At 56.5% G+C, this 13,813-nt stretch carries 10 protein-coding genes and 1 pseudogene; 7 read left to right on the forward strand and 4 right to left on the reverse strand.

The genetic code is table 11. The features are described 5' to 3' along the window. The 7 genes from sucA to FQK12_RS27610 all read left to right on the forward strand — a co-directional run. Nucleotides 1-2,805: 2-oxoglutarate dehydrogenase E1 component (sucA, locus tag FQK12_RS09725; RefSeq protein WP_146295705.1), on the forward strand; the 2,805-nt coding region annotated here is incomplete at its 5' end. 14 nt (nt 2,806-2,819) lie between these two features. Then, entirely contained in the window at nt 2,820-4,046 is a 1,227-nt protein-coding gene (gene odhB / locus FQK12_RS09730) for a 2-oxoglutarate dehydrogenase complex dihydrolipoyllysine-residue succinyltransferase (protein WP_014228443.1), read from the forward strand. 99 nt (nt 4,047-4,145) lie between these two features. After that, nucleotides 4,146-5,312: an ADP-forming succinate--CoA ligase subunit beta gene (gene sucC / locus FQK12_RS09735; RefSeq protein WP_004848923.1), complete on the forward strand. Its 1,167-nt coding sequence runs from the start codon at nt 4,146-4,148 to the stop codon at nt 5,310-5,312. Then, a complete protein-coding gene (gene sucD, locus FQK12_RS09740; protein WP_004100288.1) occupies nt 5,312-6,181 on the forward strand; it encodes a succinate--CoA ligase subunit alpha in 870 nt (289 codons plus the stop codon). Before sucC ends, sucD begins: the two co-directional genes overlap by 1 nt. 166 nt (nt 6,182-6,347) lie before the next feature. Beyond that, complete coding sequence (locus FQK12_RS09745) at nt 6,348-7,118, forward strand: helix-turn-helix transcriptional regulator (RefSeq protein ID WP_014228445.1); 771 nt, start codon at nt 6,348-6,350, stop codon at nt 7,116-7,118. A gap of 395 nt (nt 7,119-7,513) precedes the next feature. Next, nucleotides 7,514-8,416, forward strand: a complete 903-nt coding sequence (locus tag FQK12_RS09750; protein WP_004848928.1) for a LysR family transcriptional regulator — start codon at nt 7,514-7,516, stop codon at nt 8,414-8,416. Between the two features lie 7 nt (nt 8,417-8,423). Next, nucleotides 8,424-8,921 (forward strand): hypothetical protein, encoded by a 498-nt coding sequence (locus FQK12_RS27610; protein ID WP_224357520.1) that lies wholly within the window; start codon nt 8,424-8,426, stop codon nt 8,919-8,921. A 2-nt stretch (nt 8,922-8,923) separates the two neighbouring features. Here the strand turns inward: FQK12_RS27610 and cobO are convergent, their stop codons facing one another. From cobO to FQK12_RS09775, 4 genes and pseudogenes are all read right to left on the reverse strand, one after another. After that, nucleotides 8,924-9,526 carry a cob(I)yrinic acid a,c-diamide adenosyltransferase gene (gene cobO, locus FQK12_RS09760; RefSeq protein WP_014228448.1) on the reverse strand — a complete coding sequence of 201 codons (603 nt, stop codon included), beginning with the start codon at nt 9,524-9,526 and terminating at the stop codon, nt 8,924-8,926. Between the two features lie 9 nt (nt 9,527-9,535). After that, nucleotides 9,536-11,188: a class I fumarate hydratase gene (locus FQK12_RS09765; RefSeq protein ID WP_014228449.1), complete on the reverse strand. Its 1,653-nt coding sequence runs from the start codon at nt 11,186-11,188 to the stop codon at nt 9,536-9,538. A gap of 11 nt (nt 11,189-11,199) precedes the next feature. Continuing rightward, on the reverse strand, nt 11,200-12,201 hold the full coding sequence (glsA, locus tag FQK12_RS09770) for a glutaminase A (RefSeq protein WP_014228450.1): 1,002 nt from the start codon (nt 12,199-12,201) through the stop codon (nt 11,200-11,202). A 103-nt stretch (nt 12,202-12,304) separates the two neighbouring features. After that, nucleotides 12,305-13,583 (reverse strand): annotated as a pseudogene (locus tag FQK12_RS09775) (dicarboxylate/amino acid:cation symporter); the annotation flags it as partial. Nucleotides 13,584-13,813: the final 230 nt, after the last annotated feature.

Raw genomic sequence — 13,813 nt, forward strand, 5'->3', positions numbered from 1 at the left:
CAGAACGGCGCAATGAAAGCCTGGCTGGACTCTTCTTACCTCTCTGGTTCGAACCAGAGCTGGATAGAACAGCTCTATGAAGACTTCTTAACCGATCCTGACTCTGTTGACGCCAACTGGCGTTCTATGTTCCAGCAGTTACCTGGCACCGGAGTCAAACCGGATCAATTTCATTCCAAAACGCGTGATTATTTCCGCCGCCTGGCGAAGGATGCCTCGCGTTACACTTCTTCGATTTCCGACCCTGACACCAATGTGAAGCAGGTTAAAGTCCTGCAGCTCATCAACGCATACCGCTTCCGTGGTCACCAGCATGCGAATCTCGATCCGCTGGGACTGTGGCAGCAAGAGAGAGTGGCGGATCTCGATCCGGCTTACCACGATCTGACCGAGGCCGATTTCCAGGAGATCTATAACGTAGGTTCTTTTGCCATCGGTAAAGACACGATGAAGCTGGGCGATCTGATCTCTGCCCTGAAGCAAACCTATTGTGGCTCCATCGGCGCGGAATATATGCACATTACTTCTACCGAAGAAAAACGCTGGATCCAGCAGCGTATCGAGTCGGTAGCGGGCAAAGCGAGCTTTAGCGCCGAAGAGAAAAAACGCTTCCTGAGCGAGCTGACCGCGGCGGAAGGCCTCGAACGCTACCTCGGGGCGAAATTCCCGGGCGCGAAACGCTTCTCGCTGGAAGGCGGCGATGCGCTGATCCCGATGCTCAAAGAGATTATCCGCCACGCGGGTAAGAGCGGCACCCGCGAAGTGGTGCTGGGCATGGCGCACCGCGGTCGTCTGAACGTACTGGTCAACGTGCTGGGTAAAAAACCGCAGGACCTGTTCGACGAATTTGCCGGTAAACATAAAGAACATCTCGGTACCGGTGACGTGAAGTACCACATGGGCTTCTCGTCCGACATGGAAACCGAAGGCGGCCTGGTGCACCTGGCGCTGGCGTTTAACCCGTCGCACCTGGAAATCGTCAGCCCGGTGGTTATCGGCTCCGTACGCGCTCGCCTCGATCGTCTCGACGAACCGAGCAGCAACAAAGTTCTGCCGATCACCATTCACGGCGACGCCGCGGTCACCGGCCAGGGCGTGGTTCAGGAAACCCTGAACATGTCCAAAGCGCGCGGTTACGAAGTGGGCGGTACCGTACGCATCGTGATTAACAACCAGGTGGGATTCACCACGTCTAACCCGCTGGATGCGCGTTCTACCCCGTACTGCACCGACATCGGTAAGATGGTGCAGTCGCCGATTTTCCACGTCAACGCCGATGACCCGGAAGCGGTCGCTTTCGTGACCCGCCTGGCGCTGGATTTCCGTAATACCTTCAAACGCGATGTCTTCATCGACCTGGTTTGCTACCGCCGTCACGGCCACAACGAAGCCGACGAGCCGAGCGCAACCCAGCCGCTGATGTATCAGAAAATCAAAAAACATCCGACCCCGCGCAAAATCTACGCTGACAAGCTGGAAGCCGATAAGGTCGCGACGCTGGAAGACGCTACCGAGCAGGTTAACCTCTACCGCGACGCGCTGGATGCCGGCGAATGCGTGGTGCAGGAGTGGCGTCCGATGAACATGCACTCCTTTACCTGGTCCCCGTACCTCAACCACGAGTGGGATGAGAGCTATCCGGACAAAGTTGAACCTAAGCGTCTGCAGGAGCTGGCGAAACGCATCAGTACGGTGCCGGAAGCCGTTGAGATGCAGTCGCGCGTTGCGAAAATCTATGGCGATCGTCAGGCAATGGCCGCCGGCGAGAAGCTGTTCGACTGGGGCGGCGCGGAAAACCTCGCCTACGCCACGCTGGTCGATGAAGGTATTTCGGTGCGTCTGTCCGGCGAAGACTCCGGGCGCGGGACCTTCTTCCACCGCCACGCGGTGATCCATAACCAGAAAAATGGTTCAACCTATACGCCGCTGCAGCACGTCCACAACGGTCAGGGCCATTTTAAAGTCTGGGACTCCGTGCTGTCGGAAGAAGCGGTCCTGGCGTTTGAATACGGCTATGCCACCGCAGAGCCGCGTACTCTGACCATCTGGGAAGCGCAGTTCGGCGACTTCGCCAACGGCGCGCAGGTGGTTATCGACCAGTTCATCAGCTCCGGCGAGCAGAAGTGGGGCCGTATGTGCGGTCTGGTGATGCTGCTGCCGCACGGCTACGAAGGCCAGGGGCCGGAGCACTCCTCCGCGCGTCTGGAACGCTATCTGCAGCTCTGCGCCGAGCAGAACATGCAGGTTTGCGTACCGTCCACGCCGGCGCAGGTTTACCATATGCTGCGTCGTCAGGCGCTGCGCGGTATGCGTCGCCCGCTGATCGTGATGTCGCCGAAATCGCTGCTGCGTCACCCGCTGGCGGTATCGAGCATGGACGAACTGGCTAACGGCACCTTCCAGCCGGCAATTGGTGAAATCGACGATCTCGACCCGAAAGCCGTGAAGCGTGTTGTGCTGTGCTCTGGTAAGGTTTATTACGACCTGCTGGAACAGCGCCGCAAGAAAGAGCAAAAAGATGTCGCTATCGTTCGCATAGAGCAGCTCTACCCGTTCCCGCACCAGGCGGTACAGGAAGCGCTGAAACCGTATGCGCACGTGCATGATTTTGTCTGGTGTCAGGAAGAACCGCTCAACCAGGGCGCGTGGTACTGCAGCCAGCATCACTTCCGTGAAGTGATTCCGTTTGGGGCCTCTCTGCGTTATGCAGGCCGCCCGGCCTCCGCCTCTCCGGCGGTAGGATACCTGTCCGTTCACCAGAAACAGCAACAAGATCTGGTCAATGACGCGCTGAACGTCGATTAATTAAAGGATACATAATGAGTAGCGTAGATATTCTGGTTCCCGACCTGCCTGAGTCCGTAGCTGACGCAACGGTTGCCACCTGGCATAAAAAACCGGGCGATGCGGTTGTTCGTGACGAAGTGCTGGTAGAAATCGAAACTGACAAAGTGGTACTGGAAGTACCGGCTTCAGCGGATGGCATTCTGGACGCGGTGATTGAAGACGAAGGCGCTACCGTGCTCTCTCGTCAGATCCTCGGCCGCCTGCGTGAAGGCAACAGCGCGGGCAAAGAGTCCGGTGCGAAAGCCGATGCCAAAGAGTCGACGCCGGCCCAGCGCCAGCAGGCTTCTCTGGAAGAACAAAACAACGATGCGCTGAGCCCGGCGATTCGCCGTCTGCTGGCGGAACACAGCCTCGACGCGGCGGCCATTAAAGGCACCGGCGTTGGCGGCCGCCTGACCCGTGAAGACGTGGAGAAGCATCTGGCGAGCGCGCCGGCTAAAGCTGAAGCGCCGGCGGCTGCTCCCGCTGCTGCTGCTGCTCCGGCGGCGCAGCTGGGCAACCGCTCGGAAAAACGCGTGCCGATGACCCGTCTGCGCAAACGCGTTGCCGAGCGTCTGCTGGAAGCGAAAAACTCCACCGCCATGCTGACGACCTTCAACGAAGTCAACATGAAGCCGATTATGGATCTGCGTAAGCAGTACGGTGACGCGTTTGAAAAACGTCACGGTATCCGCCTGGGCTTCATGTCCTTCTACGTGAAGGCGGTCGTGGAAGCGCTGAAACGCTATCCGGAAGTGAACGCCTCTATCGATGGCGACGACGTGGTGTACCACAACTATTTCGACGTCAGCATGGCGGTCTCCACGCCTCGCGGCCTGGTCACCCCGGTTCTGCGCGACGTCGATCTGCTGGGCATGGCGGATATCGAGAAGAAAATTAAAGAGCTGGCAGTAAAAGGCCGCGACGGCAAGCTGACCGTAGACGACCTGACCGGCGGTAACTTCACCATTACCAACGGCGGCGTATTCGGTTCTCTGATGTCCACGCCGATCATCAACCCGCCGCAGAGCGCGATTCTGGGTATGCATGCCATTAAAGATCGTCCGATGGCGGTGAATGGTAAGGTGGAAATTCTGCCGATGATGTACCTGGCGCTCTCCTACGACCATCGTCTGATCGACGGACGTGAGTCGGTTGGCTACCTGGTTGCGATTAAAGAGCTGCTGGAAGACCCGACTCGTCTGCTGCTGGACGTGTAGTCAGCAAGAGTATGACCTACCGTAGGCCGGGTAAAGCGCGCGAGCGCCGTTATCAGGCCTACAGGTTTATAATTATTCCCTGAAGGATGGACTGAACACATGAACTTACATGAATATCAGGCAAAACAACTCTTTGCCCGCTATGGCTTACCGGCGCCGGTGGGTTATGCCTGTACTACTCCGCGTGAAGCAGAAGAAGCCGCTTCAAAAATCGGCGCGGGTCCGTGGGTAGTGAAATGTCAGGTTCACGCTGGTGGCCGCGGCAAAGCGGGCGGTGTGAAAGTAGTGAAGAGCAAAGAAGACATTCGCGCATTTGCTGAACACTGGCTGGGCAAACGCCTCGTCACCTATCAAACAGATGCGAACGGCCAGCCGGTTAACCAGATTCTGGTTGAAGCGGCGACCGATATTGATAAAGAGCTGTACCTGGGCGCGGTTGTTGACCGTAGCTCCCGTCGCGTGGTCTTTATGGCCTCTACCGAAGGCGGCGTGGAAATCGAAAAAGTGGCGGAAGAGACCCCGCACCTGATCCACAAAATCGCCATCGATCCGCTGGCGGGTCCGATGCCTTACCAGGGCCGCGAACTGGCGTTCAAACTGGGTCTGGAAGGTAAACAGGTTCAGCAGTTCACCAAAATCTTTATGGGCCTGGCGACCATTTTCCTTGAGCGCGATCTGGCGCTGATCGAAATCAACCCGCTGGTGATCACTAAGCAGGGCGACCTGATCTGTCTCGACGGTAAACTGGGCGCTGACGGCAACGCGCTGTTCCGCCAGCCGGACCTGCGCGAAATGCGCGACCAGTCGCAGGAAGACCCGCGCGAGGCTCAGGCGGCGCAGTGGGAGCTGAACTACGTCGCGCTGGACGGCAACATCGGCTGCATGGTGAACGGCGCGGGCCTGGCCATGGGCACCATGGACATCGTTAAGCTGCACGGCGGCGAACCGGCTAACTTCCTCGACGTTGGCGGCGGCGCAACCAAAGAGCGCGTCACCGAAGCGTTTAAAATCATCCTCTCTGACGACAACGTAAAAGCGGTTCTGGTTAACATCTTCGGCGGTATCGTACGCTGCGACCTGATTGCCGACGGCATCATCGGCGCGGTAGCCGAAGTGGGCGTTAACGTCCCGGTAGTGGTTCGTCTGGAAGGTAACAACGCCGAACTGGGCGCGAAGAAACTGGCTGACAGCGGCCTGAATATTATTGCAGCGAAAAGTCTGACGGATGCAGCTCAGCAGGTTGTTGCCGCAGTGGAGGGGAAATAATGTCCGTTTTAATTAATAAAGATACCAAGGTTATCTGCCAGGGCTTCACCGGTAGCCAGGGTACATTCCACTCTGAACAAGCCATCGCTTACGGTACGCAAATGGTTGGCGGCGTAACGCCGGGCAAAGGCGGCACCACCCATCTGGGCCTGCCGGTGTTCAACACCGTGCGCGAAGCGGTAGAAGCGACCGGCGCAACCGCATCCGTTATCTACGTTCCGGCGCCGTTCTGCAAAGACTCCATCCTGGAAGCTATCGATGCAGGCATTAAACTGATTATCACTATCACCGAAGGCATCCCGACGCTGGATATGCTGACCGTGAAGGTGAAGCTGGATGAAGCGGGCGTGCGCATGATCGGGCCGAACTGCCCGGGCGTGATCACCCCAGGCGAATGCAAAATCGGCATCATGCCGGGCCACATTCACCAGCCGGGTAAAGTGGGCATCGTTTCCCGTTCCGGTACCCTGACCTATGAAGCGGTTAAGCAGACCACTGATTACGGCTTCGGCCAGTCTACCTGCGTGGGCATCGGCGGCGACCCGATCCCGGGCTCTAACTTCATCGATATCCTGAAGCTGTTCCAGGAAGATCCGCAGACCGAAGCGATCGTCATGATCGGTGAGATCGGCGGTAGCGCGGAAGAAGAAGCGGCCGCTTACATCAAAGATCACGTGACCAAACCGGTTGTCGGCTACATCGCCGGCGTGACCGCGCCGAAAGGCAAACGTATGGGTCACGCGGGCGCCATCATTGCCGGTGGTAAAGGGACGGCGGATGAGAAATTCGCCGCGCTGGAAGCCGCTGGCGTGAAGACCGTTCGCAGCCTGGCCGATATCGGCGAAGCGCTGAAAACCGTAATTAAGTAATAAGTAAAAAAAACAGCCCTGACGTTCTGCATGGTTAAGGGCTGGTCCAATTTCGACATGGTTGGCCATCTGATGATGGCCTTTTTTTTGCCTGCCGCTGCGCCATCAGGCGTTACGCCGTTTTCGCCCGCGATTTCATGCCGTTTAATCATATTCATCTGCGCAAATGAGATTATTTTTTGCGTCCGGCATCATCCTTTTTATCCGCACTATTTTGCATATTAAGTGCTTGCAAAAGGCGGTGGGGAATAATGTGGTGCGAAAGAAAAGGCATGAACAATGGGAGGGCTTTAGCTCGCTGGCAGCGCTTTTTTCGCGGGCTACCGGGCTGGAGACCACGGTGATTGAGGCGAATGACAATCGACTACCTGCTGGCTATGGTGGGTTAAATTTCTTTGCCTTACCGCTGATTCAGGACAATACATTATCCGGTTATATTATTTGCGACCATCATAACGCGACCGACAACCAGCATCGGGCGGCGGCGATAAGATTACTGCATTTTATCGTTAATAATATGTCTGCGATTGCAGAAAACAGGCAAGTGGACGAGAAACCGTTGCGGCATAAGAGAGAGTTTTATTATTCGCAAAAATCGTCGCATGAAATAAAACTGCTGTCGGCATTACGCTATATTGATGAAAATTTATATGGTGAGCTGTCTTTAGAGACCGTCGCCGCTCACGTTTGTTTAAGCGCAAATTATTTTAGTCGTTTTTTTAAAAAACGCCAGGGGGTGAATTTTAAAGTCTGGGTTAATCAGCGCAAAATGCAGCGTGCCGGAGAACTGCTTGGCGATCCGTCATATTCGGTAGACAGCGTAGCGCGTAAGCTTCAGTTTGCGCAAACCAGCTACTTTTGTCGGGTGTTTCGCGCCGCTCATCGCACCAGCCCGCAGTCGTTCCGCGATCGGCATCTCGCAGCCGCTTCACGGTAAGTCGATTAGCCGCCGTTTTATCGTTAATACAGATTTTTCCTGGAGCGCTCATAATGTGTGGCCGATCGCGGAAAAATTTTCATTTATGCTCACCAGCGGGCAATTAAATTTCACCGTCTCATCGACTGACTTCGCAAATAAACAAGTTAATGTGAAAAAATATTGACAACTTATTGCTGTTATTTGCATGGCAATCACATTGTTTAAATTGTGTTTATTGTAGTGCCTGGGTATTATTGGTTATTATTTGATCAATAACAGTGTGCATTAATCATGGAATAGATCAATGACATCTGAAGGTAAAATAAAATATAACACCCGGGGCTAATCTGATGTCCTTGCGCGCTTTTTTTATCTATTAAACAATTTTTTGCACGCCGTAAATGGAAGACGTTATGAGAGGAAAAATCCCCAAAACTGAATTACTGGTGACCTTTGAGGTTGTGGCTCGCCACGAAAGTTATACTCGAGCAGCGGAAGAGTTGGCTTTAACACAAAGCGCCGTGTTCCGACAGGTCACGGCGCTGGAGGATTTCCTCCATACGTCATTATTTAATCATGCTAAAAAAAGGATTTTTTTAAATGCGGCTGGCAAGCATTATTTGACTATCGTTAAGGAAACGCTAAACAAACTGGAACGTGATACCAACTCCATTATGACATGGCAACCGACGGTGCAGGTGCTTGAGCTGGCCGTCAATCCTACCTTTAGCACCCACTGGCTGATCCCCAACCTGCGCGAGTTTAATAAATTACATCCGGGCATTATCGTTAATATTCATTCGCTGGCTAATATTGGCGATTTTCTTAGCCGCGAGTACGATGCCGCCATTATGCGCGAGGACTTTTGCTCGCCGTGGGCGGAGGTTGAGTATCTGTTCGAAGAGGAAATTCTGCCGGTGTGCGGCTGCGGGCTGCTGTCCGAACCCGGGCAGAAGCTGGCGGTCGAGGAGCTGCTGGGCGAGTTTCCGCTGCTGCATCAAAGCACGCGAATTCACGGCTGGCAGGAGTGGTTTGCGCTGTCGAATATCACCAGCCCGCAGATCAACATCGGTCCGCGTTTTGACCTGCTCTCAATGCTGATTGCGGCGGTGCGTTCGAACCTGGGGGTGGCGCTGCTGCCGCGTTTTGCCATTCAGCATGACCTGGATAGCGGTGAGATGGTGATCCCCTGCGATGTACCGATTCGCACCGGCAACCGCTTCATTATGACGTGGCAGGAGGATAAAGCGGAATCCCGACATTTACAGGTATTCCGCGAGTGGCTGCTGCAAAAATCGGTGGTCTCGGCAGCCTGACGGCGCGTTGTCAGCGCCGCAGACGGCGGTGCCGGGCGCAGAGTGGCATCATTTCCCGGAGGCGATGCTGCGCATCTGTCCGGGCTACCGGCCCGCAGACGGCGGTGAACCCGTAGCCCGGGCAAGGCGCATCAAGCGCCGCCCCCGGGAGCATAGCGCAGAGTGGCTGAATTTCCCGGAGGCGATGCTGCGCATCTGTCCGGGCTACCGGCCCGCAGACGGCAGTGAACCCGTAGCCCGGGCAAGGCGCGTCGAGCGCCGCCCCCGGGAGCATAGCGCAGAGCGGCATCATTTCCCGGAGGCGATGCTGCGCATCTGTCCGGGCTACCGGCCCGCAGAACGCTGTGAACCCGTAGCCCGGGCAAGGCGCGTCGAGCGCCGCCCCCGGGAGCATAGCGCAGAGTGGCATCATTTCCCGGAGGCGATGCTGCGCATCTGTCCGGGCTATCGGCCCGCAGACGAATGTGAACCCGTAGCCCGGCTAAGCGTAGCGCGAGCCGGGTAAAACTACCAGTCGATTCCCACCTGCGCCTGAATACCGCTGTCAAAGGCGTGCTTCACCGGACGCAGCTCACTAACCGTATCGGCAAGCTCCAGCAGCCGGGCGTGGCAGCCGCGGCCGGTGACAATCACGTTCTGCCGTGGCGGACGATTCTCTATCGCCGCGATCACTTCCTGAGTATCCAGATAGTGATACGCCAGCATATAGGTAAGTTCATCCAGCACCACCAGATCGTAGCTCGGGTCGGCCAGCATGCGCTTGCTCTCCTGCCATACGGCCGACGCCGCCTCGATATCTGCCTCCCGGTTTTGCGTTTCCCAGGTAAAGCCGGTGCCCATAATGTGAAACTCAACGCCCAGAGGATGCAGTGTGTTGTACTCTCCATTATCCCACTGGCCTTTAATGAACTGGGCAACACCGACGCGCTTACCGTGGCCGACGGCGCGCGTTGCCGTACCGAAGGCGGCGGTGGATTTACCTTTTCCGTTGCCGGTGAAGACGATCAGAATGCCTTTTTGCTCCGTTGCCGCCGCCACGCGGGTAGCAACCTGCGTTTTCAGCTTCTGCTGGCGCTGACGATGGCGGTCGGGATTGCCTCGCGCGTGCATAAATGCTCCTTAGTGTCCTGCCGGACAGGTGGCGCAGCGGTGCTGCTGCTCGAACTGGCTAAAGAAGTTGTTGCCTTTGTCGTCAACCAGCACAAACGCGGGCAGATTTTCGACTTCCATCATCCATACCGCTTCCATGCCCAGCTCCGGATACTCCAGGCAGCGCAAACTTTTCACATACTGCTGCGCCAGTAGGGCCGCCGCGCCGCCGATGCTGCCGAGATTAAAGCCGCCGTGTTTATGGCAGGCCTCGGTCACCTGCTGGCTGCGGTTGCCTTTGGAAAGCATGATCAGACTGCCGCCCGCCGCCTGGAAAGCGTCAACATACCCATCCATGCGTCCGCCGGTGGTGGGGCCCAGCGAGCCGCAGGCCAGATTATTCGGCGTTTTCGCCGGGCCGGCGTAGTAGACAATATGCTTGCGCATATACTCCGGCATCGGTTCGCCGTTATCCAGACGCGCTTTGATTTGGGCATGGGCGATGTCGCGGGCGACGACAATCGGACCGCTCAGCGATAGCCGGGTGCCCACGGGCAGGGCTGACAGGTCGTGGAGGATGTCGCGCAGCGGCCGGTTCAGATCGAGCTGGACGGTCTGCGCCCCGTTTTCTATGCGCTGAGAATCAGGGATAAACTTGCCCGGGTTATGTTCCAGCTTCTCCAGCCAGATGCCGTGTTTGTTGATTTTGGCTTTGATGTTTCGGTCGGCGGAGCAGGAAAGCGCCATTGCGATAGGGCAGGAGCCGCCGTGCCGCGGCAGGCGAATCACGCGAATGTCGTGGGCGAAGTATTTGCCGCCAAACTGTGCGCCGATGCCGAACTCGCGGCTGGCTTTGAGCAGCGCCGCTTCCAGCGACGTATCGCGAAACGCCTGGCCCAGTTCGTTTCCGCTGGTGGGCAGATTGTCGTAATATTTTGTCGAAGCCAGCTTCGCCACCTTCAACGCCTGGTCCGCCGACAGGCCCCCCACCACAAAGGCGATGTGGTACGGCGGGCAGGCGGCGGTGCCCAGCGCCTTCATTTTTTCAATCAGGAAGGCGGTGAGTTTTTCCGGCTGCAGAATAGATTTTGTTTCCTGAAATAGCGCGGCTTTGTTCGCCGAACCGCCGCCTTTATTGACGAAGAGGAAGCGGTATTCACTGCCCGGCACCGCGCTGATATCAATCTGCGCGGGCAGGTTGGTCTCGGTGTTGACCTCGGTATACATATCAAGGGGGGCATTTTGCGAATAGCGTAAATTGTTTTCCTGAAAGGTGGTGTAGATGCCCTGACTCAGAGCTTCCGCGTCGTTGCCTCCGGTCCAGACGTTCTGGCCTTTGCTCGCGACGATGGTGGCGGTCCCGGTATCCTGGCAGTTTGGCAGCACGCCTTTTGCCGAGACTTCGGCGTTGCGCAGCAGCTGTAGCGCAACGTATTTATCGTTGCCGCTGGCCTGCGGGTCGTGCAGGATGCTGGCGATCTGCTTTAAGTGCCCGGCGCGCAGGAAAAACGACGCCTCATAAAATGCCTGCTGAGCCAGCAATGTTAACGCTTCCGGCGCAACCTTGATGACCTCTTCTCCATCTAACTCTGTCACCTTAACATGTTGATTCGTTAGCAGTTCATATTCGGTATTATCGTTGCTCTGAACAAAAAGTTCCTGCCAGACAAAGGGTTTCGACATTTTACTTCTCACTATTTCGCTAAAAAGAGATTGGCCCGCGTCGCATTCGCGACGTACTCGATGGTCTGCTGGGCGCGGACGCTGTTGCCGGCTGCATCCAGCGGAGGGGAGTAGACGGCGATAGCGTATTGCCCGGGAACGACGGCGACCATTCCGCCGCCAACGCCGGATTTTGCCGGGATACCGACGGTGTACAGCCATTTGCCGCTGCCGTCGTACAGCCCGGCGATCGCCATTTCCGCCAGCACCTGCGGGACGTAGCTGGCGGTGAGCAGCTGCTTGCCGTTGAACGGTGATTTGCCATTGTTGGCGAGTACGGCCCCCATTTTGGCGAGCTGCTCAACGGTGATATCCACCGAACACTGACGGGTGTAGATTTCGACGGCTTCCTGAGGGTCGCCATAGAAGCTGCGGTATGAATTCATCAGCATCGCCAGCGCCTGGTTATGCTGATTGGTCTCCATTTCGGATTGAAATACCGGCTCGTTAACGCTCAGGGAGCTGTCGGCCCAGGCGTTGAGGTTGTTGAGAATGTTGTTCCAGCGGTCGGTTTTGTCTTTCGCCGCAATCAGGCTCACGGTGCTCATGGCGCCGGCGTTGACTAACGGGTTCTCCGGCGCGCCTTGCGTGAGCTCGACGGCTAAGCCGGAATTGAAGGGCAGGCCGGTCGCGTTCGCGCCGAGTTTATCCAGCACCTCCTGCGGCCCGCGCTGCTCCATTGCCAGCGCCAGGGTGAAAACTTTACTTAAGGATTCCATCGGAAAGGCTTTTGTCACGTCGCCGGTCTGGTAAATTTTGCCTTCGACCGTCGCGAGCGTAATGGCGAAATTATTCGGGCTATAGCTCGCCAGGGCAGGGATATAGTCGGCGACTTTACCGTCGTGATTACTCTTATATTTCTGATGTGCCTGCTCGATGATGCTGGCGTAGTCCGGCGCGCTTTGCGCCTGCGCGGCGGCGCTAAACAGTAAGCTGGCGGTTAAGATGCAGGTGCCAAGAAATTTCACGTTCATGGGGTGTCCCGTTGGGATGATTGGAGGGAACCGGGCCGGACGTATCCGGCCTGGGGCTCATAGCCATTTTGCTGTCAGGACATCGCCACTTCTGACGTTTCGCTGGCAGGGCGCTCCTGCTCCGGTTTTTTGACCGGGGCGGTGCCGCGGCAGCCTTCTCCGTAATGCTCGCCTTCCCAACGGCCAACGATGGCGGCGCCCATGGCGTTACTCATCACGTTGGTGGCGGAGCGACCCATATCGAGGAACGGGTCGACGCCCATCAGCAGGATCAGGCCCGCTTCCGGAATGTTGAACTGGTTCAGCGTCGCGGCGATAACCACCATTGAGGCGCGCGGCACGCCCGCCATCCCTTTGGAAGTCAGCATCAGGATCAGCAGCATGGTGATCTGCTCGCCCATGCTGAGGTGGACGTTACAGGCCTGGGCGATAAACACCGTGGCGAACGAGCAGTAGGCCATGGAGCCGACCAGGTTAAAGGAGTAACCGATGGGCAGGACGAAGCTGGCGATTTTGGAAGAGACGCCGAATTTTTCCAGCTTATCGAGGGTTCCTGGGAAGGCAGCTTCTGAGCTGGATGTGGTGAAGGCCAGCAGCGCGGGCTCGAAGATCGCTTTGGTCAGGCGGCTGATACATGGGCCGACAATCACCGTCGACAGGCCAATCAGGATTGCCCACAGCATGCCCAGCGTCAGGTAGAACTCACCCATAAAGATCCCGGCGCTGACCATCACGCCAAGACCGCGCTCGGCAATCAGCCCAGAGATGGCGGCGAAAACGGTCAGCGGCGCGAACAGCATGACGTACCCTGTGAGCTTCAGCATCACGTGGACCAGCGAATCGAGCACCTTCACAATGGGCTCGGCTTTTTCGCCGATCGCCGCCAGGCTGCAGCCGAGGAAAATAGAGAACACCACGATTTGCAGAATTTCGTTGCGCGCCATCGCATCAACGATGCTGGTGGGTACCGCGTGCGAGATAAACACTTTCAGGGTGAAGGGCTCGGACTGAACGGCGGCCACGGCTCCGGCATCGTGGGGGACAAAGTTGATGCCCGCGCCTGGCTGGAACAGATTGACGATCACCAGACCCAGCGCAATCGACAGCAGCGAGGCGCAAATAAACAGGAAAAAGGTTTTAGAGAATATGCGCCCGAGCGTTTTCGCATCGCCCATTTTGGCGATGCCGACCACCAGCGTTGATATTACCAGCGGGGCGATAATCATTTTTACCAGGCGTAAAAATATAGTGGTAAAAATGGAGATATCCTGCGCATAGGATTTTGCTGTATCTGCTGATGCCATATTATTAATGATCACCCCGGCAATCATGCCGAGTATCAGGCCTAATATGATCATTTTGGTTAAACTTATTTTTTTCATATTTACTCCATCGGAACAGGGTTAGTCGTGAAGTGGTGTAGGGCGGCGTACGCCTGCGCCAGGCAGCAGCGCAGACGTACGCCTGTGGTGACTAACCGCATAAATTGTCTGGAATACAGTGATACAGCGAAATCCTGTATACCAATGGATGTTGTTGTATTTTTATATCCGTCGTCTTTCAATCTGCATTTTTGTTGGCTGCCTTTGCTCACCCCTGTCACGTACGGATG

Source organism: Klebsiella sp. ME-303 (assembly GCF_007910085.1).
Classification (GTDB): Bacteria; Pseudomonadota; Gammaproteobacteria; order Enterobacterales; family Enterobacteriaceae; genus Klebsiella; species Klebsiella michiganensis.